Source organism: Vibrio sp. 2132-1 (genome assembly GCF_033344315.1).
Genome location: NZ_JAWPON010000015.1, coordinates 37275 through 64005 on the forward strand (window position 1 = coordinate 37275; position 26731 = coordinate 64005).

At 45.2% G+C, this 26731-nt stretch carries 26 protein-coding genes; 11 read left to right on the plus strand and 15 right to left on the minus strand.

Annotation, left to right across the window (positions count from 1 at the left end):
• Positions 1 to 92: 92 nt before the first annotated feature.
• From R8N47_RS17025 to R8N47_RS17035, 3 genes are all read right to left on the minus strand, one after another.
• Positions 93 to 1754 (minus strand): methyl-accepting chemotaxis protein, encoded by a 1662-nt coding sequence (locus R8N47_RS17025; protein WP_025768726.1) that lies wholly within the window; start codon positions 1752 to 1754, stop codon positions 93 to 95.
• Positions 1755 to 1929: 175 nt separating this feature from the next.
• Positions 1930 to 2316 (minus strand): thiol-disulfide oxidoreductase DCC family protein, encoded by a 387-nt coding sequence (locus R8N47_RS17030; protein WP_031780806.1) that lies wholly within the window; start codon positions 2314 to 2316, stop codon positions 1930 to 1932.
• Positions 2317 to 2340: 24 nt separating this feature from the next.
• On the minus strand, positions 2341 to 3135 hold the full coding sequence (locus R8N47_RS17035; RefSeq protein ID WP_005374451.1) for a DUF4344 domain-containing metallopeptidase: 795 nt from the start codon (positions 3133 to 3135) through the stop codon (positions 2341 to 2343).
• Between the two features lie 862 nt (positions 3136 to 3997).
• Between R8N47_RS17035 and gltS (R8N47_RS17040) the strand changes: the two genes are divergently transcribed.
• Entirely contained in the window at positions 3998 to 5233 is a 1236-nt protein-coding gene (gene gltS, locus R8N47_RS17040) for a sodium/glutamate symporter (protein ID WP_064354443.1), read from the plus strand.
• 101 nt (positions 5234 to 5334) lie between these two features.
• Here gltS (R8N47_RS17040) and R8N47_RS17045 read toward each other — a convergent pair whose 3' ends face one another.
• From R8N47_RS17045 to R8N47_RS17055, 3 genes are read right to left on the minus strand one after another with little or no spacing between them, the layout of a single operon-like run.
• A complete protein-coding gene (locus R8N47_RS17045) occupies positions 5335 to 6165 on the minus strand; it encodes a membrane protein (RefSeq protein ID WP_017633815.1) in 831 nt (276 codons plus the stop codon).
• A complete protein-coding gene (locus R8N47_RS17050) occupies positions 6165 to 7022 on the minus strand; it encodes an ABC transporter ATP-binding protein (RefSeq protein WP_005383221.1) in 858 nt (285 codons plus the stop codon). The genes R8N47_RS17045 and R8N47_RS17050 overlap by 1 nt, the downstream gene beginning before the upstream one ends.
• Positions 7019 to 7390 carry a GntR family transcriptional regulator gene (locus R8N47_RS17055; protein ID WP_005374444.1) on the minus strand — a complete coding sequence of 124 codons (372 nt, stop codon included), beginning with the start codon at positions 7388 to 7390 and terminating at the stop codon, positions 7019 to 7021. The genes R8N47_RS17050 and R8N47_RS17055 overlap by 4 nt, the downstream gene beginning before the upstream one ends.
• 413 nt (positions 7391 to 7803) lie before the next feature.
• Here R8N47_RS17055 and gltS (R8N47_RS17060) point away from each other — a divergent pair, with 413 nt between their 5' ends.
• Positions 7804 to 9030, plus strand: a complete 1227-nt coding sequence (gene gltS, locus R8N47_RS17060) for a sodium/glutamate symporter (protein ID WP_025768732.1) — start codon at positions 7804 to 7806, stop codon at positions 9028 to 9030.
• Between the two features lie 154 nt (positions 9031 to 9184).
• Positions 9185 to 10051 (plus strand): hypothetical protein, encoded by an 867-nt coding sequence (locus R8N47_RS17065; RefSeq protein ID WP_005374442.1) that lies wholly within the window; start codon positions 9185 to 9187, stop codon positions 10049 to 10051.
• 90 nt (positions 10052 to 10141) lie between these two features.
• Here the strand turns inward: R8N47_RS17065 and nagB are convergent, their stop codons facing one another.
• Positions 10142 to 10942, minus strand: coding sequence for a glucosamine-6-phosphate deaminase (gene nagB / locus R8N47_RS17070; protein WP_005374441.1), 801 nt, complete (start codon positions 10940 to 10942; stop codon positions 10142 to 10144).
• Positions 10943 to 11316: 374 nt separating this feature from the next.
• Between nagB and R8N47_RS17075 the strand changes: the two genes are divergently transcribed.
• On the plus strand, positions 11317 to 11568 hold the full coding sequence (locus R8N47_RS17075) for a DUF3081 domain-containing protein (RefSeq protein ID WP_005374440.1): 252 nt from the start codon (positions 11317 to 11319) through the stop codon (positions 11566 to 11568).
• Positions 11569 to 11715: 147 nt separating this feature from the next.
• Here R8N47_RS17075 and R8N47_RS17080 read toward each other — a convergent pair whose 3' ends face one another.
• The gene (locus R8N47_RS17080; RefSeq protein WP_005374439.1) at positions 11716 to 12069 is read right to left on the minus strand and encodes a DUF413 domain-containing protein; all 354 of its coding nucleotides are present in this window, start codon (positions 12067 to 12069) and stop codon (positions 11716 to 11718) included.
• Between the two features lie 149 nt (positions 12070 to 12218).
• Here R8N47_RS17080 and R8N47_RS17085 point away from each other — a divergent pair, with 149 nt between their 5' ends.
• Positions 12219 to 13112, plus strand: coding sequence for a LysR family transcriptional regulator (locus R8N47_RS17085; RefSeq protein ID WP_005374436.1), 894 nt, complete (start codon positions 12219 to 12221; stop codon positions 13110 to 13112).
• Positions 13113 to 13193: 81 nt separating this feature from the next.
• Here the strand turns inward: R8N47_RS17085 and R8N47_RS17090 are convergent, their stop codons facing one another.
• From R8N47_RS17090 to R8N47_RS17100, 3 genes are all read right to left on the minus strand, one after another.
• A complete protein-coding gene (locus R8N47_RS17090; protein ID WP_005383228.1) occupies positions 13194 to 13889 on the minus strand; it encodes a pirin family protein in 696 nt (231 codons plus the stop codon).
• Between the two features lie 9 nt (positions 13890 to 13898).
• The gene (locus R8N47_RS17095) at positions 13899 to 14342 is read right to left on the minus strand and encodes a DoxX family protein (RefSeq protein WP_005374434.1); all 444 of its coding nucleotides are present in this window, start codon (positions 14340 to 14342) and stop codon (positions 13899 to 13901) included.
• 325 nt (positions 14343 to 14667) lie between these two features.
• Complete coding sequence (locus tag R8N47_RS17100; RefSeq protein WP_017633816.1) at positions 14668 to 14871, minus strand: hypothetical protein; 204 nt, start codon at positions 14869 to 14871, stop codon at positions 14668 to 14670.
• Positions 14872 to 15065: 194 nt separating this feature from the next.
• Between R8N47_RS17100 and R8N47_RS17105 the strand changes: the two genes are divergently transcribed.
• The 3 genes from R8N47_RS17105 (at position 15066) to R8N47_RS17115 (ending at position 17831) form a co-directional block, all read left to right on the plus strand.
• On the plus strand, positions 15066 to 16433 hold the full coding sequence (locus R8N47_RS17105) for an AlkA N-terminal domain-containing protein (protein WP_064354445.1): 1368 nt from the start codon (positions 15066 to 15068) through the stop codon (positions 16431 to 16433).
• Positions 16430 to 16912: a methylated-DNA--[protein]-cysteine S-methyltransferase gene (locus R8N47_RS17110; protein ID WP_064354446.1), complete on the plus strand. Its 483-nt coding sequence runs from the start codon at positions 16430 to 16432 to the stop codon at positions 16910 to 16912. Before R8N47_RS17105 ends, R8N47_RS17110 begins: the two co-directional genes overlap by 4 nt.
• Positions 16913 to 17012: 100 nt before the next feature.
• Entirely contained in the window at positions 17013 to 17831 is an 819-nt protein-coding gene (locus R8N47_RS17115) for a hypothetical protein (RefSeq protein ID WP_064354447.1), read from the plus strand.
• A gap of 72 nt (positions 17832 to 17903) precedes the next feature.
• Here R8N47_RS17115 and R8N47_RS17120 read toward each other — a convergent pair whose 3' ends face one another.
• On the minus strand, positions 17904 to 18512 hold the full coding sequence (locus tag R8N47_RS17120; protein WP_005374427.1) for a YitT family protein: 609 nt from the start codon (positions 18510 to 18512) through the stop codon (positions 17904 to 17906).
• Positions 18513 to 18713: 201 nt separating this feature from the next.
• Between R8N47_RS17120 and R8N47_RS17125 the strand changes: the two genes are divergently transcribed.
• Complete coding sequence (locus R8N47_RS17125) at positions 18714 to 19109, plus strand: GFA family protein (protein ID WP_005374424.1); 396 nt, start codon at positions 18714 to 18716, stop codon at positions 19107 to 19109.
• Between the two features lie 37 nt (positions 19110 to 19146).
• On the opposite strand, the gene nhaD is transcribed toward R8N47_RS17125, so the two are convergent.
• Both nhaD and R8N47_RS17135 read right to left on the minus strand, forming a co-directional pair.
• Positions 19147 to 20577, minus strand: a complete 1431-nt coding sequence (nhaD, locus tag R8N47_RS17130) for a sodium:proton antiporter NhaD (protein ID WP_005374422.1) — start codon at positions 20575 to 20577, stop codon at positions 19147 to 19149.
• 420 nt (positions 20578 to 20997) lie between these two features.
• A complete protein-coding gene (locus R8N47_RS17135; RefSeq protein WP_005374418.1) occupies positions 20998 to 22023 on the minus strand; it encodes an acyltransferase in 1026 nt (341 codons plus the stop codon).
• Positions 22024 to 22273: 250 nt separating this feature from the next.
• Here R8N47_RS17135 and R8N47_RS17140 point away from each other — a divergent pair, with 250 nt between their 5' ends.
• Both R8N47_RS17140 and R8N47_RS17145 read left to right on the plus strand, forming a co-directional pair.
• Entirely contained in the window at positions 22274 to 22864 is a 591-nt protein-coding gene (locus R8N47_RS17140; protein WP_005374416.1) for a TetR/AcrR family transcriptional regulator, read from the plus strand.
• Positions 22865 to 22992: 128 nt separating this feature from the next.
• A complete protein-coding gene (locus R8N47_RS17145) occupies positions 22993 to 23850 on the plus strand; it encodes an alpha/beta hydrolase (protein WP_064354448.1) in 858 nt (285 codons plus the stop codon).
• Between the two features lie 168 nt (positions 23851 to 24018).
• Here the strand turns inward: R8N47_RS17145 and R8N47_RS17150 are convergent, their stop codons facing one another.
• Positions 24019 to 26565, minus strand: a complete 2547-nt coding sequence (locus R8N47_RS17150; RefSeq protein ID WP_064354449.1) for a glycosyl hydrolase family 18 protein — start codon at positions 26563 to 26565, stop codon at positions 24019 to 24021.
• Positions 26566 to 26731 lie beyond the last annotated feature (166 nt).

Here is a 26731-nt window from a genome sequence, read left to right on the forward strand (position 1 = left end):
CGGCATTATAGCTAAGTCGTATGAGGATAGCAGAAATAAAAACAGCGACGTTTTGGCGTCGCTGTTTGCAAGATGTAAGGGGGAGGAAAGCGTTAAACCGTAAAGCGACCGACCAAGTCGTACAGTTCGTTGGCTTTGTGGTTAAGGTTGCCACTGCCTGCTCGGTTTTGGTTGGCAAGGTGTGCCGATTGGCTGCTTTGTTGAGAGATGACTTCGATACGTTGTGAAATCTCTTGGCCAACTTGGCTTTGCTCTTCAGTTGCCGTTGCGATAAGCGTGTTCATGTCCATGATGTTAGCAATTGCGGCTTGGATTTCTTGCAGTGCGGCAGAGGCTGCTCGTGCTTCCTCAACCGTTGCTTCACCACGCGCTTGGCTTGAGCCCATGGCTTTCACTGCCGCATCCGAGCCAGACTTCAATTGCTCAATCATTTGGTGAATTTCGCCTGTGCTGTCTTGAGTGCGACTCGCCAGTTTACGAACCTCATCGGCAACGACTGCGAAGCCGCGACCTTGTTCGCCTGCACGGGCTGCTTCAATGGCTGCGTTCAGTGCCAATAGGTTAGTTTGCTCGGCTATATCCTGAATCACTTCCAGAGAAGAAGAAATGTTTTTTACGTCGCTCTCTAAACGAGAAATCACCGTGCTGGCTTCCGACACCTCTAGCGCGAGTGCTTCGACAGAGTTCGCTGCTGAATCAACAATGTGTTTTGCTTGTTGTGAGTTTTCATCGGCGTCTCTGGCTGATTGCGCTGCTTGGTTAGCGTTGTTTGAAATCTCGTGCGCCGTTGCTGTCATCTCGGTCATTGCCGCTGCGACTTGTTCGGTCTCTTCACGTTGACCAGAAGCTAATTCATCCACTTGCGATGCACGCTGTGACATCTCGTTGGTCTCTGAAACCACTTCTTGTCCTACGTGGCTAACGCTCTTAATGATGCCTTGCAGGCTTTCAACGAAGATATTGAAGTTACGGCTAAGTTGGGTGAACTCCGGCACGCTCGATTCTTCCATGCGCGCGGTTAAATCTGCATCGCCTTGCGCGAAAGAGTGAATTGAAGCATCAAACTGCTCAATAGGCTTCATGATGCTGCGGTTAACAAACACGGCAAAGACTGCAACTATCGCTGTAATCGAGGCACAAAACAGGGCTATCGCAGTTAGTGTGGTGTTGAGATCTTCGTGTGCGGCTTTTTCCATGTCTGCCACAATGGCGTCGATATCGTCCGTGTAGAAACCCGTTCCCAACATCAAGTCCCATTCAGGAATAAAGACTGAGTAGCTCAGTTTCGGTAGTGCTTCACTCTGACCGAGTTTCGGGAAGTAATAAGTCGTGAACTCACCAGTTTTGGCATTTTTTAGCAAATCCTGAATCAGGTAATTGCCTTTCTTGTCCTGCAAGTTATAGAAGTTTTCCCCGATGCCTTTGGTGTTTTTACCCACCACGACGCGAACGCCTTTTGAATCATAACCAAAGATGTAGCCGGATTGACCAAACTCTAGTTGTTTCAAAATAGGCAGAGCCTCTTCCAGTGGGGCATTTTGTGCGAGTAGCGGCTCGACAGCGGAACGCGCCATTTGTACGTAACTTTTGAGTTCGGCTTTTTTCATCTCCATCATTCGACTTCGAGTTTGCTCAATCTCGTGCTCGTTGTAGGCCGTGGTTTGTACGTAGGTGAACCACATCATGCCTATTGCCATAGTTAGAATTGGAATTATTGAAAGGATATATAGTCGTTTTCTGATCGTCAGATTCATAGAGACGTCCTTCTCTCGGCGCAGCGTTACAAGTGACAAGCTGAATAAGCTTGCCTGATAAAAGTGTTAATACTTATTGTTGTAATGCTTAGAGATTAACCGAGTTACTCAATCAGAAGTACTGGAAATTTGTAAATCTAGACGAAGGTCGTAGCATTTTTAAGCGGGATCACAATTAACGTGAACACGACCCACTATTGCAACGAGAAGTCCCCGTTAACCAATATGAGACGCGATACCTATTCTTTGCGAATTTCAGGTAAAGCCAGTCAGCAACAGGTTTAACGAGGCGCCAACGCAGTGGAGCGTAGAGCCAACCGCGACCAACTAATTGCCACGCACGATGAGTCACGTCCAACCCAAGCAGAAGCTCCCCCTTTTCGTTGAGGGCGTGCAAAATGGTGTTGGCTTGTTCAGGATCGATCTGAGGATAATCTGCGAATGCATCACTATAGATATCGACGGTTTTGATTTGCTGCTTGGCATCGCGTTGTTTTAGCGCCTTCATCTCTTTGGCACAAAGCGGGCAGGTTCCGTCATAAAATATGGTGAGTTTTGTCATTGCGGTTTTCTTGTTTGAGATTTTCTAATCGCTTTTACGTGGCGAATTTTCTTTTGGTTCATTGTTTTGCAAGTAATGCAGCCAATTGTCGCGAATGTTGCCGTAATTGAATTGGCAGAACTCTTTGCGATCACGCAGGTAGTCTTTTTCTACTTCATCGAGTAAGGCTTTGTATTGCTCAGGATCACTACCGTACACCAGACATAACGTTGAAAAGTAACGCTGCAAATCAAAGCTGTGTTCGTCAATGTACTCGCCAAAATCGTAGTAGTCCGGTCTGTCGTCGGATTCGAATGCGAACATGTCGGCGGCGCTAATGGCCATATCTGCGCCATCTTCTAGGAAGTCAATCATTAAAATGGTGGCAAAATTATCGACCGCATCTTCTTCTTTTCCGAGAACAGGGATGCTTTGATCTTCGATGTAAGCATGCCCAGCTTCATGAAGTAAAGTGTGCAATAACGTATCTAGCGCCCCTGTTTTTGGGGATTTTCCGAAGCGTTCTTCATACTGATTATTGGAGAAGTAATTGAGCGACTCCAAATAAAAAGTGTAAGGAACGTATATTGTGTGTGTATCAGGATCATACATTGGACCATCTTCTCCGCCGTAAACCAGCGTGAGAGCTTTATCAAATGGAAAGTAGACCTGAGATAGCTCAACAAAGATGGTGTTTACATCGCTGCTTTGAATCGATTGTTGGGCGATTTTTTCATGAGTTGTCTCTACGGGAGAATATTGAATACGAATGCTTTCAGCTGCTGTAGCTGATGAGACGACGCTGAGTAATAGCGCAGGGCAAAGCGAATGAATGTTCATGTGGGACTCTTGTTATTGAATAACTTGTATAAAAAATTATACATGTTTTTGCCTGATGCATAGTTGGGGTTGTACTCATCAGCCAAAGTCGGGGCATCGGTCTCGAAAAGCAATCATGATAACATCGCATATTTCGGCGGCTTGGTTCTCTAGGGCGTTTATCAAGACCTCTTGGATAAGAACGGCGGTGAAGTTATTGGCTATGCATCGTTTTCTAAGAAGCTTACTGAGTAACTGTGCTTCGATCTTTATCTGTGAAAATGATAATAGGCAGTTAATCATTGCAAGGTTTAACCATGGGGTTGGTGAATGTCACTGAATTGAAGAAAATTATCAGCGATATGTTATAATCCTGCTCCGTTGTGACGAAAACGTTTGTTGCAGCCTGAGAGTTTCCTTGGATTCGGCTCGTTTATACACCATGAGCCAGAGTTGAAAAGCTACGACAGGAACAGGCAAACCCAATTGTTTTGAACGCGCTCTCGGCGTTTAGCGGTTACAACGGGAAGGAACTTTGTTTGATAGTAATTGACACATTCTGTTTAAGTAAGGGAGCCCGAAGTGGTTCAGAAAGTGTCACCCAGAATTTACTCACAACACAACACCCCAAGCGATAACGCACAGGTATTGCGAGGGGCCATTTGAAGGAGCTGTATCAGCTCCTTTCACATTTAAGGGCTTGCTAACAGCGTAAAAACTGACACATCGCTTAAGGAGCGCCCCTTAAACTAGCCTAAGGCGCATCTACACCAACTTTTTGAGTATTTTCGAAACAATAAAGCGAGAAAATTTGCTATTGAACGAAGGTTAAACTAACACTCATTCATTACGGAGAATGAAGAGAACAATAATAAGAGGCGATATGAATCATTTAATATCTGTAGGTGCACTGGAGTCCTTCTTGGTCGCAATCAGTGTGCTTTTCCTGGGGCATTTTATTAATGCTAAGCTACCGATTTTAAAGAAATTCAACATACCTGAGCCGATTGTAGGTGGTCTTATTGTAGCCTGCATGATTACTGCTCTTCATTTCAACGGCATCGACTTAGAATTCGACTTGCCATTACAAAATACGTTTATGTTAATGTTTTTTGCGACAGTTGGTTTGGCCGCAAATTACACTCAGTTGATGAAAGGAGGTGCGCAGGTTTTTATCTTCTTAGCTGTCGCATCGTTTTACATCATCATACAAAACGGCGTTGGCGTTTCACTTGCGGCGGCGCTCGGTTTAGATCCTTTGATGGGGTTAATTGCTGGCTCGATTACTCTGTCAGGTGGTCATGGTACAGGTGCTGCGTGGTCACAAACCTTTCAAGACGTGTATGGATTGGATAACGTCTTAGAAATTGCAATGGCATCAGCGACTTTTGGTTTGATCATCGGCGGTATCATTGGTAGCCCTGTAGCGCAGCGTCTGGTGGAAAAGAACAACATAGAGTCTGAGTATGGTCGTGGTGGTCGAGATGCCAAAACTCACGAGAAATTCCCGGAGTTGGTGACTTACAATGAATACGAAGAAGATAAAGTAACGGCGAAAAAAGTGGTGGAGAAACTCTTCTTCCTACTGATCTGTGTTACTGGGGCCAAGTATGTCGAGCAATGGGTAAGCACGTATGAAATCTCATGGCTGATGATTCCAGACTTCGTATATGCGCTATTCATTGGTGTGATCATTACGAATTTCTTGGAAGTGACCAAGATTCGTAAGTTAGATGCCGAAACGGTCGATATGTTAGGTACGGTATCGCTATCTCTGTTCTTAGCGATGGCTCTGATGAGCTTGAAGTTATGGAATATCTTCGATCTAGCGATTCCATTCTTGGTTATTTTAGCTGTGCAGTCTGTCGTCTTAGCTATCTTTACGTACTATGTTACGTTCAAAGTGATGGGAAGCAACTACGATGCTGCGGTTATTGCAGGGGGGCACTGCGGTTTTGGCTTGGGTGCAACCCCAACAGCCGTAATGAACATGGGTTCAATCGTTAACCGATTTGGCCCGTCGCCACAAGCATTTATGGTGGTGCCAATTGTGGGCGCTTTCTTTATCGACATCGTCAACTTAATTATCTTGCAAGGCTACATTTCATTCCTTGGTTAAAGTTAAGTGGATGAGCTCCTAGAGGCGAAATAAAAACGGTCACAACACAGGTTGTGACCGTTTTTTTATGGCTCGATTTTGGCCGTTTATCGGACGACGGATTATTGAATGGTTCGGCTGAACTTGAGGCTAGCTGTCCAACCAAGAATACCAATGAAGGCGTAAATGCCAACGTTTAACCAACCCGCTTGAGGAATGGTATTGAATGGGTTTGGTGTAATAATGGCGTGCAGCGGAAGGTAAAGCACTTCGGAGAAAAAGTGATCTAGCCCGTAGTAACCAAAAAGTGCGATAGGCATCCAACGTAGCGCATAAATGGCGATAAACAAAATGACTAGTGGTGAGTTCACTTTTTGTGAAATAGCCATCGCAGTTAATGCCAGCGGTAACAGCAGAATACCGGCGAACAACATTCTGATTAAAAACTCTCCCCAATGCAGCAGCACGTAACCTAACGAGGCTTGGCGGTACAATAAAGCCAATTGGTGATCAGTAGAGATGTTCAGCAACCACAACATTAAATTTGCAGCGAGTACGAGCACCGAGCAGACGAGCGGAATCACCAATAAGCCAAACCCTAGCTTCACTAAATGGGTTTTTATGTCACTGACAGGCATACTGCGCCAAAACATAATGCTGCCTTCCGCCCGTTCTTTGCGTAGCGTTCTTGGGAAGTACTGAACGGCTAACAAGATAGACAGCAGCCCTGCTCCTCCGGTAATCAACATATTGACGTCATCACCAAGCTCTCTGTGAATGTCACTGACATCGCCACCAAAGCTCATTTGGAAAAACATATTGTGTTGTAGAGTATCGTTACTCATTAAACTCACAAAGAGAATAACTCCACACGCCAACACAAACAGTGGAATACGTAAAACAAGAGGGTTTTCTAACCACTCTTTTTGCAACATCGCGACAACTGAACGCATTACGCTGCCTCCTTCTGCAATGCTAAAAATAGATCCGCTAACTTCACCCCATGGATGGAACCCATTGTTTCTGCTTGTTGGGCATACTGGGCTTTGAGTAACCATTTCGTTGAACCGAGGCCTTTTTGTGACGAGAGTGGGTTCATCGCTTCAATTTGTGTGCGGTGCTCGTCGTTGGCTTCAAGAATGAAATAGTCTTCACTGATACTGTCCATCGAGGTTTGCAGAACGGGGCGACCATGCTTAAGAATCAGAACATCTGTCAGCAAGTGCTCAATCTCTGATACTTCATGACTGGCGATGATCAACACGCGCTCGCCGTCGTGAAACCATTCCAATAAGTGACGATAAAACGTCTCGCGATACACGAGATCTAACCCGAGTGTCGGTTCATCCAATATGAGGATTTGGGTGTTGGTCGCGATCACAATCGCGAGGTGTAATTGCACCTTCATCCCTTTGGATAAAGATTTGATGCGCGCACGAGGTTTGATGTCCGTTTGACGAAGTAGCGTATCTGCTTGGGCGCGATTGAACCCTGGATGCACGCCCTCGGTATAGTTAAGCAGTTGAGCAACGGTCATCCAATCTGGCAGAACGTTGACATCCGAGATGTAGGATAAGCTCTGCATTATCTTGTCGCGTTGCATAATAGGTTCAAATCCGTTGATACGAATAGTGCCCTGATATTCATGTGCACCGAGTAGGGCATTAATAAGCGTTGATTTACCTGCGCCATTATGGCCGAGTAAGCCAAGTACTTGTCCTGCATGTAGGTCGAAACTCACTTCATGCAGTGCTTCTCCTTGTTGCTGATATTGCTTGGAGACGTTGTTTACACTGACTAATGCGCTCATTGGTCACCTTTCAAGTGTGGTTTTAGTTGTTGAATGAATTCGTCGAGTGACATATCCAGACGCTGTATTGTGTCGGCTATCTGCGGAATTTGTTGCTGAAGAAAACGTGCCTTCTCGTCTGCGAGTAATTTGAGCTTTGCTCCTGAAGCGACAAACATACCTTGACCGCGTTTTTTCTCCACTAGCCCGTCATCAACAAGCAATTGATAGCCTTTCATAACGGTGAGGTGGTTAATTTTCATATCTGCAGAGATGCTACGGACGGAGGGCAGAGCATCGCCTTCTTGCCAGACACCTTGCAGTATTTGCTGCGTGATCTGGTCTGCCAACTGTCGAAATATCGGTTGGCGATCATGCCAATTAGTCATGAGTGAATCTCTTGGTTGAGATGGTGTTATATATATGTATAACACCTAGTGCGTTAGAGAGAAAGTAATAATTTAAAACCTAGTGTATCCGCCTGTCTTATTCGCTCTAAATATCCACCTATGTGGTCGTTGTTTTGAGGTTTTGTTTTATATGGAAATTAATTGCTTCTCATAAGTTGAGAAGTGTTGTTTTTCTCTTCCCATCAATACACTTATCGCCTGTTCTAAATGAATATTCTCACTGAATGATAATTAGCATAATTTTAGGTCTGCCTATTTCTTACTTGATGAGAATCAATGGTCAAAGAGGCCTAGAAAACAAAAGTTTCGAGAGGCAATCTGACTGGCTTAGGCACCTATCTCACGTTGAGCGCGTGCTCAATGAATGAGAAAGAGTAGAGTAAAGAGGTCTCATGAATCAGGTAATATCTATCGGCCCACAGGAGTCGTTCCTCGTCGCAATTTGCGTGTTGTTTTTAGGGCAGTTCATCAATACCAAGTTACCAACCTTAAAAAAATTTAATATTCCAGAGCCAATTGTTGGTGGTCTAGTGGTCGCTTGCGTCATCACGACGATGCACTTAAATGGTGTGGATGTTTCCTTTGATTTACCACTGCAAAACGTCTTTATGCTGATGTTTTTTGCAACCGTTGGCTTAGCGGCAAATTACACCCAACTGATTAAAGGCGGTGCGAAGGTTTTCATCTTCCTAGTTGTGGCATCGGTCTACATTCTTATCCAAAATGCGGTCGGCGTGTCCTTAGCAACAGCGTTGGGGTTAGATCCACTCATGGGGTTGATCGCCGGATCCATTACGCTTTCTGGCGGACATGGAACGGGAGCTGCGTGGTCGCAAACTTTTCAAGAAATGTATGGTTTGCATAATGTTCTAGAGGTGGCAATGGCTTCTGCTACATTTGGCTTGGTGATGGGCGGGATTATTGGCAGCCCTGTTGCACAAAAGCTACTAAACAAACACAACTTGGAATCGGAATACGGACGCACCAATCAAAGTCATCAGAGTTTCCCTGAACTGGTGACGTACAACGAACATGAGGAAGATCGTGTCACAGCGAAAAGAGTCGTTGAAAGCTTGTCCATCATTCTACTTTGCGTGACAGGCGCGAAGTATCTCGAGAGTTGGGTAAGCAGTTTTGACATCAAGTGGTTAATGATTCCCGATTTTGTTTATGCGCTGTTTATTGGTGTTGTTATCACTAACATCATGGAAGTGACGAAGGCGCGCAAGGTTGATTTAGAAACCGTTGATATTCTTGGCACGGTTGCACTATCTCTATTTCTTGCCATGGCCTTGATGAGTTTGAAATTGTGGAATATTTTCGATCTTGCGATCCCATTCCTTATTATTCTTGCTATTCAGTCGGCAGTGTTGGCGATGTTCACTTACTACGTAACATTCCGCATGATGGGAGGCAACTACGATGCGGCGGTGATCGCTAGCGGACACTGCGGTTTTGGGTTAGGTGCTACACCGACTGCGGTCATGAATATGGGTTCCATCGTGAGTCGATATGGTCCATCACCACAAGCATTTATGGTGGTTCCAATTGTCGGTGCATTCTTCATCGACATTGTGAATTTAGTGATTTTGCAAGGATGCATCGCTTTTATTAAATAACATTCGCTTTTTTACCGAAATAACAAAGCCAGCACCTATACGCTGGCTTTGCTATTTGTAACACGAAATCTTGTTTGCCTGACTTCAAGCCGTGAAATCAATGCGTTACTATGACGACATAGTGTTCAATTTTGCAGCAGCATGAGGTACCCACATGTCTGAAAAAATATCGACGTCGGCATTAGCGAAAATGCGCAAGGTAGAAGCTAAGCTGCTGTTTGCCGATCTCAAACGTGCAGGCTACATCGTTCGCCAAGATGAAAAGTGGATTTTGACCGAAGAAGGGGCAAAGTTTGGCGGTGAGTATGTGGATCACCCTAAATTTGGCCAGTTCATCGTCTGGCCGACCAACTTACATATTGAGCTGACTCCCAGCTCAGGGAAAACATTGAGCGCTACACAACTGGGTGAAAAGCTGAAATTGAATGCGAAGCGTATGAACCAGCTTTTGAGTGAACTGGGTTGGTTGACCAAATCCGAAGAGGGATGGAGTGTCACAGAAGCTGGTGTGCGCGCTGGTGGGCAGCAAAGAACCGATAAAGAAACACAAAATACCTTTGTCGTATGGCACGATGTGGTGCTGCGTAACAAGCGTCTTAAGCAGTCTGTCATTGAGTTTTTAGGGCAAGACGCGGAGTCACATTCTACGGATAAATCGTACTCAAGCTTTCGCCAAAAATTTGAAGCCAAGCACCGAACATTAGATGGGCATTACGTACGCTCTAAGGGTGAGTTGCTCATTGACAACTGGCTGTACTTGGCTGGTGTAGTGCACGCTTATGAGCGTCAGCTGCCGATTGACCAAGATGTCACTAGCGATTTTTACTTACCAGGCGGTAAAGTCTATTTGCAATTTTGGGGAAGTGACGATGGGGAGATGGCTCAGGCCGACCGTGAGACCATTCGTACTGTTTATGAGCAGCATCATTTCAATCTTATCGAAGTCGAACCGAGTGAACTAGACAAGTTGGATGAAGTGCTTCCTAAGCGTCTTCGTCAGTTTGGTATTAAAGCTTATTGACGACTTAAGCCCGCTGTTCAGATAAGAAAAAACCCGTGTTCAACACGGGTTTTGTATTTTTAGTGTGTTTCTAGGCTGCCATCCTATGGGTTAAAAGCCTTTGATGTTTTCTGCTTCTAGCTCAGAGAAGTACTTCACTGTCTTCACTTTCAGTTCTTGTTGAGCTGGTTCGTCGCATACGATCACCGCTTTAGGGTGAAGTTGAAGAGCAGAAACTGTCCATAGGTGGTTTACACAACCTTCCACGGCTGCTTCAAGTGCCTGAGCTTTGTTATGACCAGTGACCAAGATCATCACTTCTTCTGAGTCTAGAAGCGTACCAACACCGATAGTCAGCGCGTATTTAGGCACTTGGTTGATATCGCCGTCAAAGAAGCGAGAGTTCGCAATGCGAGTGTCTTCAGTGAGGGTCTTGATGCGAGTACGAGAAGAAAGAGATGACGCTGGCTCGTTGAACGCGATGTGACCGTCGTTACCCACGCCGCCCATGAACAGGTTGATCTTGCCGTAAGACTTAATTTTGTCTTCGTAACGCTTACATTCTGCGTCGTGATCGTCTGTGTTACCGTTCAGTAGGTTGATATTTTCTTCTTGAATATCAATGTGATTAAAGAAGTTGTTGTACATGAACGAGCGGTAAGATTCTGGGTGATCCGCAGGGATGCCAATGTACTCATCCATGTTAAAAGTCACGACGTTTTTGAAGCTGACTTCGCCGGCTTGGTAAAGCTCGATTAGGGCTTTGTAGGTTGCTAGAGGAGTGCCACCAGTTGGTAGACCCAGAACGAATGGACGCTCAGCAGTAGGTTTAAAGTCGTTGATACGCTTAGCGATATGCGCAGCTGCCCACTTACCTACTTGTGCTGCTCGAGTTAACGGGATAAGTCTCATTTTGTGCCCCTAGTTATTGGAATTAACGATGTACTGAAACATTAATTCGCATTATAAAATAAGTAATAGCGAACTGCTATTGTTTTAGGTCAAAATTTTGCTTTTTCTTTAACCAATGTTGGTTTTGTCGACGATTTTTATATCTAAATGCTTTTATAAGACGATTTTTTACAAAGAAATTGCATTATGAAACTGACGAATCAATAGATAAAATTTATGATCTAAATTAAGTTCTGCCTTCGCACTTAACCTTGTTTTTTAACAACCTACAGAGTGCGAAATCGCACACGAACTTCAAATATTATGGGTTAGATATGGCATGGCGCTCATTCTTTAACCATAATTGAAATGTGTAAACCAGTGAGGAATTCGGTATGAAAAATGAGTTAGATCCGAGCAAAGTACTACAGGCTTACGAATGTGTGATGAACAACGGTACGCCAACCGAATTTGGTAAAATGTATGAAGGTGTAGAAGCGTTTTCTGACTACGATGGGTACAACGTTTTCTTGAGAGGGAATGGTGTTGAGCTAAAAATTGGCTTCCACAACACCTATCACTTGGAATATGACCAAGAGCATTTGAAAGAGAGCTTTCTGAAAAAGATTGCGACGCTCGCCAAGTAAACGGTCATCACCCAAATATTAAAAAAGCCCTTGGGAGAATGCCCCCTTGGGCTTTAGGAGAAGAAATGAGCTTGTCTTGCTCGCTCAGTAAAGTCAAACGAGCTTTCGCCTACTGCTAGAAAAAGGCGAGAACTAGGTTATTGGTTATTAATCGTCTTCAACCAAACTCTCTTCAATGTATTCTTCTGTGGCGTCAGGCTTGTTACGACCATTTAGCGTATGGAAGCGCTTGCGACCACGAGCAAGTTGGGTGTACTTTAGCCACGTACGCTCAAGTTTTGTTTTTGCTTTGCCCGGGTTTTCTAACACCTTGATGAAGTGTTTCTCTTCGCTGTTTTCAGGTGTTAATTCGCCTGACTCTAAGCCAAGCATTGTATCCCCATAAATTGTTAGGATTTCCTCTTCTGAAAGAGTAAAATCGCCAGACTTTGCAAAGCCGCGTGGGAATTTTACGTTATCGTAAAAACGTTTTTTGCCATGACGGAATTCAGTGTCAGACATGTCAACAGCCTCTGTAACCGTTATTGATGAATGTAGTGAACTTACGGCGAAAATTAGGCTTAAATCTAACAAAAGAAAAACAAAACTTTTTTGTCGTCATGATTTTAATTAGTTGTTAATCTGGTTTTATATTAACCAGGAGATGGTTTATGGATGTAAAAGTCTTTCGAACATTTTTAGAGCTGGCAAGAGTTCGTCACTTCGGACGTGCTGCTGAGAACCTTTATATTACCCAAGCCGCTGTGAGCGCACGTATCAAACAATTGGAAAGTTACTTCGATACGCAATTGTTTATTCGTGATCGAAATAACATAAAGTTGACCTCTGCAGGTGAGCGCTTAATCAGCTATGCCGAGGTAATGGTCACTACATTGCAACAAGCGAAGCTAGAATTATCGCTTGAAGATGGCAAAGCGCTGCAACTAACGTTAGGTGGCACGCCAAACATTTGGGACGCTTATTTACAGAATTGTTTAAGTGTCGTCACAGATTCGTTTGGTGGTTATGGCTTCATGGCAGAAGTGATGGGACGTGAGATGCTCAGTCGTAGCTTGCTAGAGCGCACGTTAGATATGGCATTTGCGTTCGATCAGATCAAAGCTGATGAGCTTAACTGTAAAAAAGTGGCAGATGTTGTTCTCGTTCTGGTATCAACTGAGAAAGATTCTTTAGATACCGTTTTCGAAAACAAATATGTGTACGTTGACTGGGGGACGCGTTTCTCCTCGGAGCATTCTGAACGTCACCCTAAGATTCCGGCTCCATATTTACGCACTTCAACAGCGCGTATCGCATTGGACTTTATTTTAGAGAAGGGTGGAGCCGCGTACTTACCAATCTCTCTCGTGGAGCCATTTATCGCTAATGGGCAGCTTCACAAGGTGTCTGGAGTAGAAGATTGGTGTCGCCCTATCTATTTGAGCTATCGTAAAGCTAGCTCGTCTGTAGACGCAATTAAGCAAGTGGAAGAAATTGTCAAAGAGATCGATCCACTGACCGCTTACAGTTTTCAGCAAATTGGTTCTGGCACTTCCGACGAATAGCGTTGAATGAAAAGTCAGAAAAACGAAAAAGCCGCCTTGAGAAATCAAGGCGGCTTTGTTTTTATCTCGATGAATCGATAGTTATGGTAAGTCAAACAACAGGGCTGTTGTGCTTTCGTTTGATGTATTGCGCAAAACAACCTTACTCTGGTGTTCAATCTTCGCGCCGTCGCCAGCCGTCAAAGTGGTATTGTCGACACTAAGGCTCCCAGTCACTTGATGGATGAATAGATTTCGGCCCGACTCAATCTCAAAGTTTAGTTCGCTACTTGGCTCAAGAATTAACTGATGCAAAGTCGCATCTTGCTTAATAAGTAGCGTGCCGTTTTCTCCAGTTGGAGTTGCGATAGTCGTTAACCCAGGATTGCGACCAAAATCTTTTTGCTGATAACCTGGTTTGGTTCCAAATGTGTTCGGTTGAATCCAAATCTGTAGAAACCGCAGCGTATCTTGGTTCGATGCATTGTACTCACTGTGGTAAATCCCTTTCCCTGCCGACATGAGTTGGAATTCACCTGCAGGTAGTGTTTTGACGTTACCTTCACTGTCTTTGTGTGCGATAACACCTTCCAACACATAGCTGATGATCTCCATATCACGGTGGCCATGTGTATCAAAACCCGCGCCAGGCTTGACTACATCGTCATTAATGACTCTCAGCTCAGAAAAGCCCATATGTTGAGGATCGTAGTAGCTACCAAAAGAAAACGTATGTTTGCTATCAAGCCAGCCAAAGTTTGCTCGACCTCGGTCTGCTGCATGTCTTACCGTAATCATAAGGCCTCCTTAAGAGAGCTTTTTGTTTAAAAAGTTATCTAACGCTGCTTTACCTGCGCCAGAGAACGCCAGAGAAACGCTTGCTGCCAGTAATGCTAAGCCAAACTCGTAACCGTTGTTTGCCATGAATAGGCCATTTTCAAAGTGGACAGAGAATATCGCTACCACCATCGTGAACGCCAAAGCAACCGCTGCTGGTCGAGTTAGCAGACCAAGTAAAATGAACAAGCCGCCAAAGAACTCTGCGCTGCCCGCAAGTAACGCCATGAGCACGCCAGGACCTAAACCGATAGATGCCATCCACTGACCTGTGCCTTCTAGCCCGTAGCCACCAAACCAGCCAAATAGTTTTTGTGCGCCGTGCGCCATAAAGATAATGCCGATTGGAACGCGAAGTGATAGTGCGCTGTAACCTGCGTTTGACGTGGTAATTTTCTGTAATAGTGCTTTCATGATTCTGTCCTCTGACTCTTTTCAATGAGTGGGAAGCGTGTGCTCCCGTGCTGTTGAGAACAGTTTAGGTAGAGGCGAACATAAAAATAACGGGAGGATTTTGATAAACTCGTTCTAAAAAATTGAATAGTTGGTTTTTATTTATTTAAATCAATGCCTTGATTTTTATATTCGAGTGTTTATTTGCAGATTATTGTCTGTTTTAAATCAAGGTCTGTTATTATTTTCGATAAACATTTTTTCTGTTAAACAAAAAAAGAGCACATGTACTGTGCTCTATTGCTTTCGCTTTTAACAAGGGAGAAAGGTGTGTTAAAGAAAACCGTCAGAGGTTCATTAAGCTCTCTAATGACTCCTCTACATTGTTGTAGTGATAAGTTCGAATATTACGTCCATCCGTCGCATTAATCTGAATTTCTGAGATCTCGTTATCTGAGTCTCGTTCGATAATTCCAATAGAATGATCTACGGATTTACTGGTAATAACCTTTTGGTTTCTTAATACAATTACGCAAGTATGTAAGTCCATGCCAATTCCCTTTAGCCGACGTTGTTGTGATGTTCTGGATCTAACTTTAGTGTACAAAAGCGCTAATGCCAATAAATCTCAATATTGAGTTCCGAAAATGGCTAATTGTGGGCGCTTAAGCAAGCTACAATAACACTATATTGAACGATGCCTATGAACAATAAATGACAAAAGGCATGAGCAAGGAAAGCACTATGTTTATTCACCCCCATACCTCACTGACCTTCGAGCAGTGTCACAAGGCGCGAGTCGCGCGAGACAGTCGTTTTGATGGGCGATTTTATGTGGCGGTAAAAACAACGGGAATCTTTTGTCGTCCGATTTGCCCGGCAAATTTGCCTAAAGAAGAAAATGTTGAGTATTTCGCTGATAAGACGCAAGCCCTTCAAGCAGGGTATCGTCCGTGTTTACGCTGTCGACCTGATAGCGCGCCTGGATCTTGGGCATGGAAAGGTGTCGAGACGACCTTTCAACGAGCGATTTCGTTAATTGATAGAGGGGAGTTGCATCACCATTCGGTGTCTGAGTTGGCTGAGCGTGTTGGGATTTCTGACCGTTACTTACGTATGTTGTTTGAGCAGTATTTAGGTATGTCACCCAAGCAGTATGCGCAATATCAGCAATTAATGTTCGCCAAACAGTTGCTTCACTCCAGCTCTATGTCGGTCACCGACGTGGGGTTTGCGTCAGGTTTTAACAGTACGCGCCGCTTTAACGATGCTTTTCAAAAGTTTCTCAAACTAACGCCTTCTCAAGTACGCCGTAAAGAGTTTGATGGTGCGGGTTGCAATCGAATTGCCTTACCTTATCGAGGTGAGTTGAATTGGTCGCACATGTTGGACTTCTATCGTTTGCGAGCGGTTGAGGGAGTTGAGCTGGTGAGTGATGAGAGTTATCAGCGCAACGTTTTTTTGGATGACAGCAAAGCCTGGTTTAAAGCGACAAAAGGTGAAGGATACTTAGAACTGGTGTTTGAAATTGAAGACGTAACGAAGCTGCAAAACTTGGTGTCTGACATTCGTCGTATGTTCGATCTTGACGCTGATATTTGTACTGTTGAGCAGCATTTGGAGTATGTTGCGCCTGGGCTCGTGTCGAGTAAAGGTATTCGTATTCCTGGTGTATGGAGTGCATGGGAAGCAGGGGTTAGAGCGATTTTAGGCCAGCAAGTGTCGGTTAAAGCTGCGATTGGTCAACTTAACTTATTGGTGGCCACACTTAGTGGAGAGTCAGAAAAACGTTTTTTCCCGACTCCCAGTGATATTGCGAACTCCGACGTGAGCTTTTTGCGCATGCCGCAAAGCCGTAAAGAGACGCTAGTGCGCTTCGCCCAGTTTATGCAGGACAACTCAGAAGCTGACCCCCAGCAGTGGCTAACTTTGAAAGGCATTGGACCTTGGACCGTCAGTTATGCTCAACTGCGAGGGCAATCTCAACCCGATTGCTTTCTAGATAAAGACTTAGTGGTGAAAAAGGCGATGCAGCGTTACCCATCACTGAATACGCACACTGCGGCCCCTTGGGGAAGCTACGCGACGTTTCACTTATGGAATCAATCATGAAAACATTTTATACCGAAATGCCGAGTCCACTAGGAACGGTGACTATCCAATCGAACGCTGAGGGCTTACTTGGCATTTGGTTTGAAACATGCACCACTAAGCCGAGTGAGCTGGGGGGGCGAGACGAGCAGCATCCGGTCTTGCGCCAAGCTGTCACCCAACTGGATGAATACTTTGCTGGTCTGCGCAACGAATTCGATTTGCCCCTTGCAGCGACAGGCACTGATTTTCAAAATCAAGTTTGGCAGGCACTAACGACCATTCCATATGGGGAAACGTGGAGCTATCAAGATCTCGCGAATGCGATAGGTAACCCTAAAGCTGTGCGTGCTGTTGGGTTAGCAAACGGGAAGAATCCGATTTCTATCGTGGTGCCTTGTCATCGCGTTATTGGCAAAAGCGGAAAACTGACTGGGTATGCAGGTGGAGTGGAGCGCAAGCAACGTTTGCTCGCGTTGGAGCAAGGTACACTGCTTTAAGTGAGGCGATTCTCGTATTGGGATTAAGCGTGCTACACAGGGGTAACGATAGTGTAGAGTTTCATAATCGTTATACGAATAGAAGAAGGACAATAAGGACATGCCTTTCAAAACGGATTTTGATGCCTTCATGAGTGAGTGTTGGCAGCATCACGAGGAAAATCCCGAACAAGTTTATGCTAAGCTAGAAACGGCTCTGAGCGAGGTGGAAGACGTTACCCAAATCGAGCGAATATTCGCATTGATGCTGCATACCGCTATTGGGCATCTCCAGTGCCCAGAACAGTTTCTTACTTGTTTAGAGCACTTTGATGAACGCAAGGTTGCCGAGAGTTTGGCATTTCAACGCAGTATTGCCGTTGTGCGCTATTTCGTAGATGGCACTGACAATATGGAATTATTGGAAGAGCAAGAACAACGCCGAGTTTACGCTTTGATTTCGAATGAACTTTCTGCACTTGTTCAGCTTGAACTGGCGAGTCAATGGTTGGTGAAGGCAGCGTTAGGAATGACGCCGAACGATGCAGAAGGGCCATTAGCGCGCACTATCGCGATCACTGCGAACAACTTAGCATGTCAGTACGAAGCGCTGGCTGAGCGCACGTGCATGGAAAAATCGAAGATGTTAGAAGCAGCGACACTCGCGCTAGACTATTGGAAAGTGGCAGGGGGGGGGATGCAAGAAGAGCGCGCAGAGTATCGCTTAGCGATGAGCTTGCTTAAAGCGGATAAACCGCAAGAAGCCAAAGTGCATGCTGAGCGCTGTGAGGCTATTTGTCAGCAAAATGGTAGCGACGCGTTTGAGCTGTTCCACGCACATGACTTGTTGATGCAAGTACACTTCCATCTTAGCCAGAAATATAAAGCTAAATTGGATGAAGAGATGCAGCAGCACTGCAAAACGAGCTCGTTGACGTGATCTTAGCGTTGAATGAAAAAAGCCCCGAGCGACTGGTTGGGGGCTTTAGGGTTGTTGACTATGCAGCGATGATTATGCTGCTTGCGCTTTTGCTTGGTATCGTCCTGGTTTATGGTTCATCGCCAAAATCAAGTTCGTTGCGATGGCACCTAGAACAGATAGAGCGATAAGGTGCACATCTACAATGAACAGTGACATCACCACGATGGCACAATCTAACGCCATTTGAACTTTACCCGCTCGAACTCCAAAACGTTCCTGAAGGTACAACGCTAGAATGTTAAAGCCACCCAAACTCATTTTGTGACGGAAAATTACCAACATACCGATTCCAATCAGCCCACCACCCAAAAGTGCCGCATAGAAAGGTTCGATTCGTGAAATCTCAATCACATGATGCAGATGATCGACCGCAAAAGAGACAATCGAAACCGCAATAAAGGTATTGATAGTGAAGCGCCAACCCATGCGCATCACAGATAAAATATAAAAAGGGAGGTTAAGAGCGAAAAATATCTGACCAAAACTGAAGTCACTCACTTTGGTTAGGAAGATCGCCAAACCAGCCGTACCGCCAGTGAGCAATCCTACTTTGCTAAAAAATATCACCCCAAGTGACACCAACGCACTGCCGAGCGTCAGAGCCAAGAGGTTCTCTCTTAGGCTATGATCTTTGTCCATAAATTAATTTCCTTGGTTTAAAAACCGCGCCGGAGATAACACGTCTCACGGACGCGATAGACAGTCGCCAAAATAGCAACTAACAAATCGGCCAATAAAATGTCGCGAAAAGTGATGGATGTCGAGTTTTTGGACGAGATTATGATGATATTAACCTGTTTAACATAATGTACACAGATAGAAAAACACCAAGGAAAAGTTATGATTAAGAAAGTTGGCAACACCCAAATCAGCACATTACATCGACTGAGTTGTCACTGTGGAAAAGTTGAGCTGGAACTGGCGTTACCCAATGGTATTGAGAAGCCGAGACGGTGTGACTGTTCTATGTGTCGACGTCGTGGCGCGATTGTAGCATCTGTACCTTTGAACGGTATTCGTATTATGCAAGGCGAAGACGTCTTGAAGCAGTATCAATTTAATACACACACTGCGAAGCACTTTTTCTGTGGCGAGTGCGGTATTTATACGCACCATCAGCGTCGTTCTGACCCGAGTGAGTATGGCTATAATGTCGGCTGCTTAGAGGGCGTCAACCCATATGAGTTGGGAGCGATTGAAGTGATGGATGGCGTTAACCATCCATCCGACCGCTAGGTTGTGTTGCAAGTTAAGCACCTGATTGTCGGTGCTTTTAAGTAAATAAACCGCTATTCATCCACAAGTGTACCGCAATACTGGCGGCATAACCCAAGGCGATGACGGGAGCCCACTTTAGGTGGCCAAAGAAGGTGTATTGTCCACGCGCGGCTCCCATTAAAGCGACGCCTGCCGCGGAGCCAATGGAAAGCAAACTGCCACCGACACCTGCGGTTAATGTGACCAGTAGCCAGTTGCCCATCGACATGCTTGGTTCCATGGTCAGTACAGCAAACATAACCGGAATGTTATCGACGATTGCAGATAGGACACCAACCATTACGTTTGCCCAGACTGGGTTCCATTGCGTGTACATGACGTTTGAAACCAGTTCGAGGTAGCCAAGTAAACTTAAACCGCCAACACACATTACAACACCGTAGAAGAACAACAAGGTGTCCCATTCGGCTCGAGACACACGATGAAACACATCAAACGGAACCACTGAGCCTAAGCGCTTCAATGCCTGATCATCGCCATTGGCAATTGCCATAGCTGCTTTTTTTGCGAGTGAGTGTTTGAGAGTTTGGCGCAAAAAATATCCGAAAAACTGTAAGTACGCCAAGCCCATCATCATGCCCATAACGGGTGGGAAGTGCAGCACAGCATGGAAAGAGACTGCGGTGGCAATCGTCAAAATGAACAACGCGACAATACGCCTTGCCCCGCGTTTTAGCTCAACGTGTTGGTGAATCGTATTCGGTTTTGTGTTTGGAACAAAAAGTGACATCAAAAATGCGGGAACCAAGTAGTTCACCAATGACGGTACAAACAACGGAATGAACTCAGCAAAGCTGACATGACCGGCCTGCCACACCATCAGGGTTGTAATATCACCAAATGGGCTGAATGCACCGCCAGCGTTGGCTGCGATAACAATGTTGATACAAGCAAGATTGACGAACTTAGGATTATCACCAGAGACTTTCATCACTACAGCGCACATCAAAAGGGCCGTAGTTAAGTTATCGGCAATCGGTGAAATGACAAAAGCGAGAAACCCCGTCAGCCAGAACAACTTTTTGAATCCAAAACCTTTACCAACCATCCACGCCTGTAAGGCATCGAAGAGTTTGCGTTCTTCCATTGCGTTGATGTAAGTCATCGCCACGAGCAAAAACAGCAGCAACTCGGCATATTCCAACAAGTTGTGTTCTAGTGCGGATTTGGCGATTTCAGGCTGATTGTGTTGAGCAAAGGTGTAGCCAATCAGAATCCAAATTAATCCTGCAGCGAGCAGCACTGGCTTGGATTTTCTCATTTTCAGATACTCTTCCAACATAACCAGTATGTAAGCGATCGAAAAGATAATCAGAGCCGCGTAACCGACACCAGAATTAACAAGGTTCAGTTCATTGGTTGATGCAGCAAAGGTGGCGCTAGAGAACAACAAACAGCAGAAAGCCACAATTGGATAGATTGGCATAGACATTTCTCCTTTGTCTGGTTGGAGAAATATTAGCCACAAATGAATGAGTTAGTTGTGAGAGAGCTCGAATTAACAGTAGGAGTTAGGAAATGATAGTGTGCGCCACTATTTTCTGAGTGACGCAATGCTTGCTGCGCCGAATAAAACCGCAGCGGCATATAAACCGTAAGTTAACCAGTGACTAATCTCTAAAAAAGGAACGAGTCCTTGACCTGCCCACATACAGCCTCCGTTTAATGAGCAATGTTGTAATAGTCGAGCCAATTTAAAGGAAATGAACAATGTTTTTTGTGAGTGAAAGCAAATTCTGAAGGATTAGAAAGTCAAAAATTGGTCAGTGAGAGAGAAATCTCATTTTTAACTGGCTAGCTCTAACCCTTTTGAGTTAAAGCTAGCTATATCTAGAGCTGAATGCATTTAGCGTAGGAGCCATTTTTTCAACGGTGAAGCGTCAATTGCTTTCACAAGCAGTATGGTTGCAACAATCGTTGCAGGATAAATAAACACATCTTTCGCGAGGTGTTGCAGCCCGATAAATTCAGCGACATTCATCATGACAATTATGATAAGCAGATGGCTAACATATATTCCTAACACGCTAGGAGATAGTTTGAAGACCCAAGGCATGTCGCCAAAATGAGGGTGAGCCAAAAGCCACATAAAGACACCTACAGCCCAGATAACGGTACCGAATAGGAAGTCGTGCGAGTTGAAAGCGATGTCATGTTGCATCAGCCAGTAAGCTTCACCAAAATGCAGTGCCATGCCAAGAATAATGCATCGAACCGTATTGTTTCGCGACCACCGCCACTGCACTTCTCGTGCGAAATAACCTAGAGCAACTAGCAACGTGCTGAAAAAAGGCCCGTTACGAGTAAAGAAAGGCGCTGGCAGGTCGGTAATGGTCGCGTAACTGCCAGCAAAAGCACCGTATATGTATAGCAATACTGCGGTTGGCAGTATCAGTTGCGCCATATTGATATGCACGAGAAAGGCAATTAACGCTACGGCAATGACCAGAGCCGGAATAAACCACAGATGAACGAGTCCGCCTTCGATGAGTGAATTGATCGGGGTTGACATTAGGTACCCCCAATAACCTTGCCTTTCGGCGAGATACCCAGCCTCAGCGACCGTCTGCCATTGGAATGGCATCAGTAAACTGATCATGCTCCAAATGAGCCAAACCTTCATTAACGGTTTGGCGTAGTTCTTAAGAGTATCGATAGGTGAATGACTCAACTTCGGCTGGATTAGATAACCCGAGATGAGAAAGAACAGCGGAACAGCAAAACGAGCCAGTTGGTTGAGCATATAGCCAACCCATGGTATCCCATTCCACTGCCAGTACGTCAGTGCCATCTGGCAATGCAAACCCACAATCGCAAGCATCGCAATGATACGTGCAAACTCTAAGCTGGCTATTTTTTGTTTCTTTGCCATTACATTGTTTACCTAAATAAAAAACTTAGGTGAAAATAGCAGGTTGTTACTGAAGTAATACGTGAAAAAGTCAACAGACTTGCGCTTACACTGAAGCTGTTTTGAAAATTAAGACTTACTTCAAACTTCTTAATTATTAACCTATTAACGCAATCAATACCTGATTCGTGAGTCGAAAATAGCACTGAATAATGGTTAGACCAGTTAACTCGAGATTGCAAAAAAGAACGATCGTGCTAAAAATAAGATTATGCAAAAAGGAAAAGTGACAAAAGAGTTTATTCTGCAGCGGGCTTTTGAGATCGCCAGCGAAGACGGATTAGAAAGTCTTACGATTGGAGAGTTAGCCAAGCAATGCGGTATGTCGAAAAGTGGTCTGTTTGCCCACTTTAATTCGAAGTTGAATTTACAGCTATCGGTGCTTGATCACGCCAATAAAGTGTTCGCTGATCGGGTTATTGAGCCTGCTCGAGAACTCGGGGATGGCAATATCGAGCGTAAAATTCGAGGGTTGCTCGACTCTTGGATGACTTGGAATCACGCATTCCAAGGAAGTTGTATGTTTCTTGACGCTTGGAATGATACGGCAGATAAAGATTGCCCGCTTCAGGCCGGACTGCGTAAATCCATAGACACTTGGCTGAGTTATTTGGAGATCCAAATAGCGAAAGGCAAAGAGAAGCAAGAATTTGCAGCAGACTTAGATACACGCCAAGCAACGTTTGATTTGTACGGTCTCTATTTGAGTGCGCATGTTTTTTACTCAATTAAAGGTGAGCAAGAAAGCTTGCGTCTGTTTTGGCAAGGGATCGACAACTTATTTTCTCGCTGGAAAGGCTAATATCGGTTATTCGCTTCCCAGATTCGTAGACATAAAATCACAAAGAGCGGCTGAGTTCGCTCTTTCTTATCAGTATAAAAAGCACGACCGTTCTATTTTGTGCAAAGCTGATAGTTAAGGACATGATTATGAGTGAAAAAATTTACTTTAATACATCGCAACGTTTCAGTATTAAGCGCAGTTTGGTGAACATTAGTACTCGGTTACACCATACACTGGCCCCGTCACATGCAAAGAAGACCGCGCGCAAGCTTCTTCTGACACCGGCTCGTACGCAACCTAAAAATATTGAGCCTCAAGGGCTTATCAAAGGTGAAATTAAAGGGCATGCAGGCATCATCAAAACCTATACTTTGGGCTCTGGACCTATTTGGGTGCTAACTCATGGTTGGTCTGGAACGGCAAGTCAGTTTTATCCACTGATGGAACATATTGCGTCGAAAGGGTTTACTGCTTTGGCGTACGATCATCCGGCACATGGTGAGAGTGAGGGGCAGTATGGGCACATTCCGGGGTTTGTCAGAGGATTAGAAGATGTGTTGGATACGGTCGAGGATATTGTTGGCCTAGTTGGGCACAGCATGGGCACCGCTTCTGCTCTTGAGTGTAGGCACAGTAAATTAGAAAACAAGCCTTTGCTGCTTATTGCTCCGGTATTAAATTACGTAGAGAACTTATTCGGTAGCATTGCGCGTTCCGGTTACTCGATGAAGCTTTTTAATGCTGTGGTTTCAGAAGTTGAAGACCAATTTAGTTATCCGTTACAGTCCATTGATCCGATGAAGCGTTTGTCTGAGCGTCCGTCTCACGCCATTATTATTCATGATGAGCAAGATAAGTTCACCAAATACAGTGTCTCGGCAAAAGCGGCTGAAGAGATTAAAAACGTTGAGTTAGTGACAACACAAGGTCAGGGGCATGGTCGAGTGATGAAGTGTGAGCAAGTCTTCAGTAGTTTTGACCGTTTGCTCGATAGTGCTTGGTAACCCTTACTTTTACTGATTGATTCGCTCCGTTTTGCGCTAATTCGATTTGAAAGTAACACCTCAGACTTTTTCGTCTCTGGTGTTGCTCTTCTCGTTAAGAGGTTAAATCCAAAAAGGACAGCCGAAGCTGTCCTTTGTTTATTTAGCAGAACGTCTGCAAGGCTGAAATTAGTTACAGTTAGCTACGCCAACTTCTTTCCAAACGCCCCATTCGCCAGATTGGCTAGGATCGTCACCCTGAGTCCACCATTTCGCTTCCCACGTTTTACCTGCGTGAGTCACTTGGTTACCACCTGTGTACACTGCGCTCGCATCCCATGCGTTGTCACAAGTACCAGGGTTCGGATCGGTTGTGTGCTGTGCAACAACCACTGTCGCGCTTGCCGATGAAGACGCTTTACCGTCGCTCACACTTACAGTGAAGCTTAAGCTTGTGTCTTGCGGGTATTCCGCAGCAGTGAACGTGACTTTAGAGCCTTCAACCGTTGCATTCAGACCTTGAGGTAGAGTCCAGTTGAATGTCAGGGTGTCGTTGTCTGCATCGCTAGACGCAGATGCATCTACAACCACAACGTCACCAGCGTTTGCTGTTGCTGGAGCAACAACTTGCGCTACTGGTGCGTTGTTCACTGGGTCAACAACACCTGCTGGTTTCACTGTTACTACAACGAGGTCAGATGCCGTTGCACCTTCGTTATCAGACACCGTCAGCTTGAAAGTTAATTGCTCTTCAACAGTAACTTCTGCTGCATCAAAGCTTGCTTTCGCTGAGTTTGCACCTGTTAGTACCACTGCTGTGCCAGATACTTGTTCCCAAGCGTAGCTTGCGATGGTGCCGTCAGAGTCGTTTGACAGGCTGCCATCTAGAACCACATTTGCAGGACCTGTTACCGATTGATCTGCGCCAGCGGCTGCGGTTGGCTTACGGTTTGGTTGAGGAACCACACCACCAGCCATACCTTCGTGCATCGCGTTTAGAATGTCACCGTTATCCGCGTCAATTTCCCAAGAGAATAGACCAGCAAGACCCAGAGATTTCGCGTAGCTACCTTTTGCTAGCACTGAACGGTGGTCATCAAATGTGATCAACTCGCCCGTAGTACGGTTCCATACCCATGGTGCTTCTGCTTGTGCATCGTAGCCGTACTCGAAGCCGTTAATGCCAGTGTTGTTTGCACCTAACATGAATGACTTAATGCCTTTGTAGTCAATTACGCCATCTTCCCAAACACCTTGTGCTGTGCTGCCCTTCAGTTTACCTGTAGCAGTACCTGTCATTGGGTCGTTTGGATCGGTTAGCGTATCTGGAGTTACGCCTTCCCAGCCACGACCGTACATTGCTGTACCAAGTACTAGCTTGTTCGCAGGAACGCCTTGAGCAAGAAGAAGTTGGATGCCGTTATCTGCTGTGTAAGCAGGACCTTTGTACGGTTCGCCGTTCTCATCAACGCCACTACCGTCACACTGACCAGGACGCATGAATGAACCACAGTAAAGCGCAGTCTGGTGACCAGGAACGTTGTTCCAACCGCCGTAGAAGTCGTAAGTCATTGCGAAGATGTAATCCATGTACTGAACTGCATCTGCGTAGTCTACGTCTTCAATCTTGTCGTAACCGACACCGATAGCGGACGTTAGCTCGTAAGTACGGCCTGTCTCAGCTTCTAATTCATCAAGCATTACGCGCAGTTCACGCATCAGTGCGATGTATGCTGGGCCATCGTTTACAGGGTCGCCCTTATCGGCTGCTGCACCGCCGCCGCCAGGGAATTCCCAGTCGATGTCAACACCGTCGTAGAATTTCCAAGTTTTCAGGAACTTCTTAACTGATGCGACGAATGTGTCACGGTTTTTCTTGTCCACGAAATCGAAGAATGGGTCAGACAGTGTCCAACCACCGATCGATGGGATGATTTTTAGATCAGGGTTACGTTGTTTCAATGCCATTAGCATTGCGTAGTTACCCTTGATAGGCGTGCTGTATTCATGACCAGCTTGTGGGAAGCTCTTCTGATAAGCAGCCCAAGGGTCATGGATAACGACTTCATAATCAGGCACACCTGTACAAGCAGTTTGTAGCGCGTTGAAACTGTTGCCGCCAACAGACTTCACAGACTCATTTGGGCCACAAATTGGGATAAAACCGTAAAGGATGTGAGTCAAGTTGTCGACCGGCATATTATCGACGGTGTAGTCACGGCCATAGATGCCCCATTCAACAAAATACGTACCCATCACGACGCTTGGATCGGTATTGTAGGTTTTGTTGTTTGGATCAACATTCATCGTTAGTGGCTTCAGGTGAGAACCATCGGTATCTGCAATTGTGATTTCAGCTGGTGCGCTTTTCGCACAACCTGTCGCATCACATGCTTCGATTTCCATTTGGTATAAGCCACCTTGGCCGTATTCAAACGAAGCTGTCGTTTGGCTACCAGTGATAGGGCCGCTTGCTACTTTTACACCATCAAAATAGACGTTGTAAGTGTCACCAGGTGTGCCACTCCACTGGTTAAATTTAACAGTGATCTTCGCTTGATCATGGTATTTCACCATGTCGTAGTAGCCTGACGTGGTTTCCATCGCGAGTTCAATTTTAGAAAATTGAAGGTTGTTGGAACCGTACATATCGATACTTGGTGCGGTTGGAGCCGCAACTGCAGCACCTGATAGCGCTAAAGCAACTCCAGCTGCACATAGGTTAAATCGAATCATAACTTCTCTCTCAATCCTTGGATTCATGTTCTACCTAGAACATAGGCTGCTCTTGCACCAGATAAGATGATTGGATTTACTCCACGTGCAAAAGCATCACACTCAGCATTTCAGAGAGTTTTTTTTCGTCAAAAAAAATTAAGACGGTTTTCGAGGCACTTGAGAG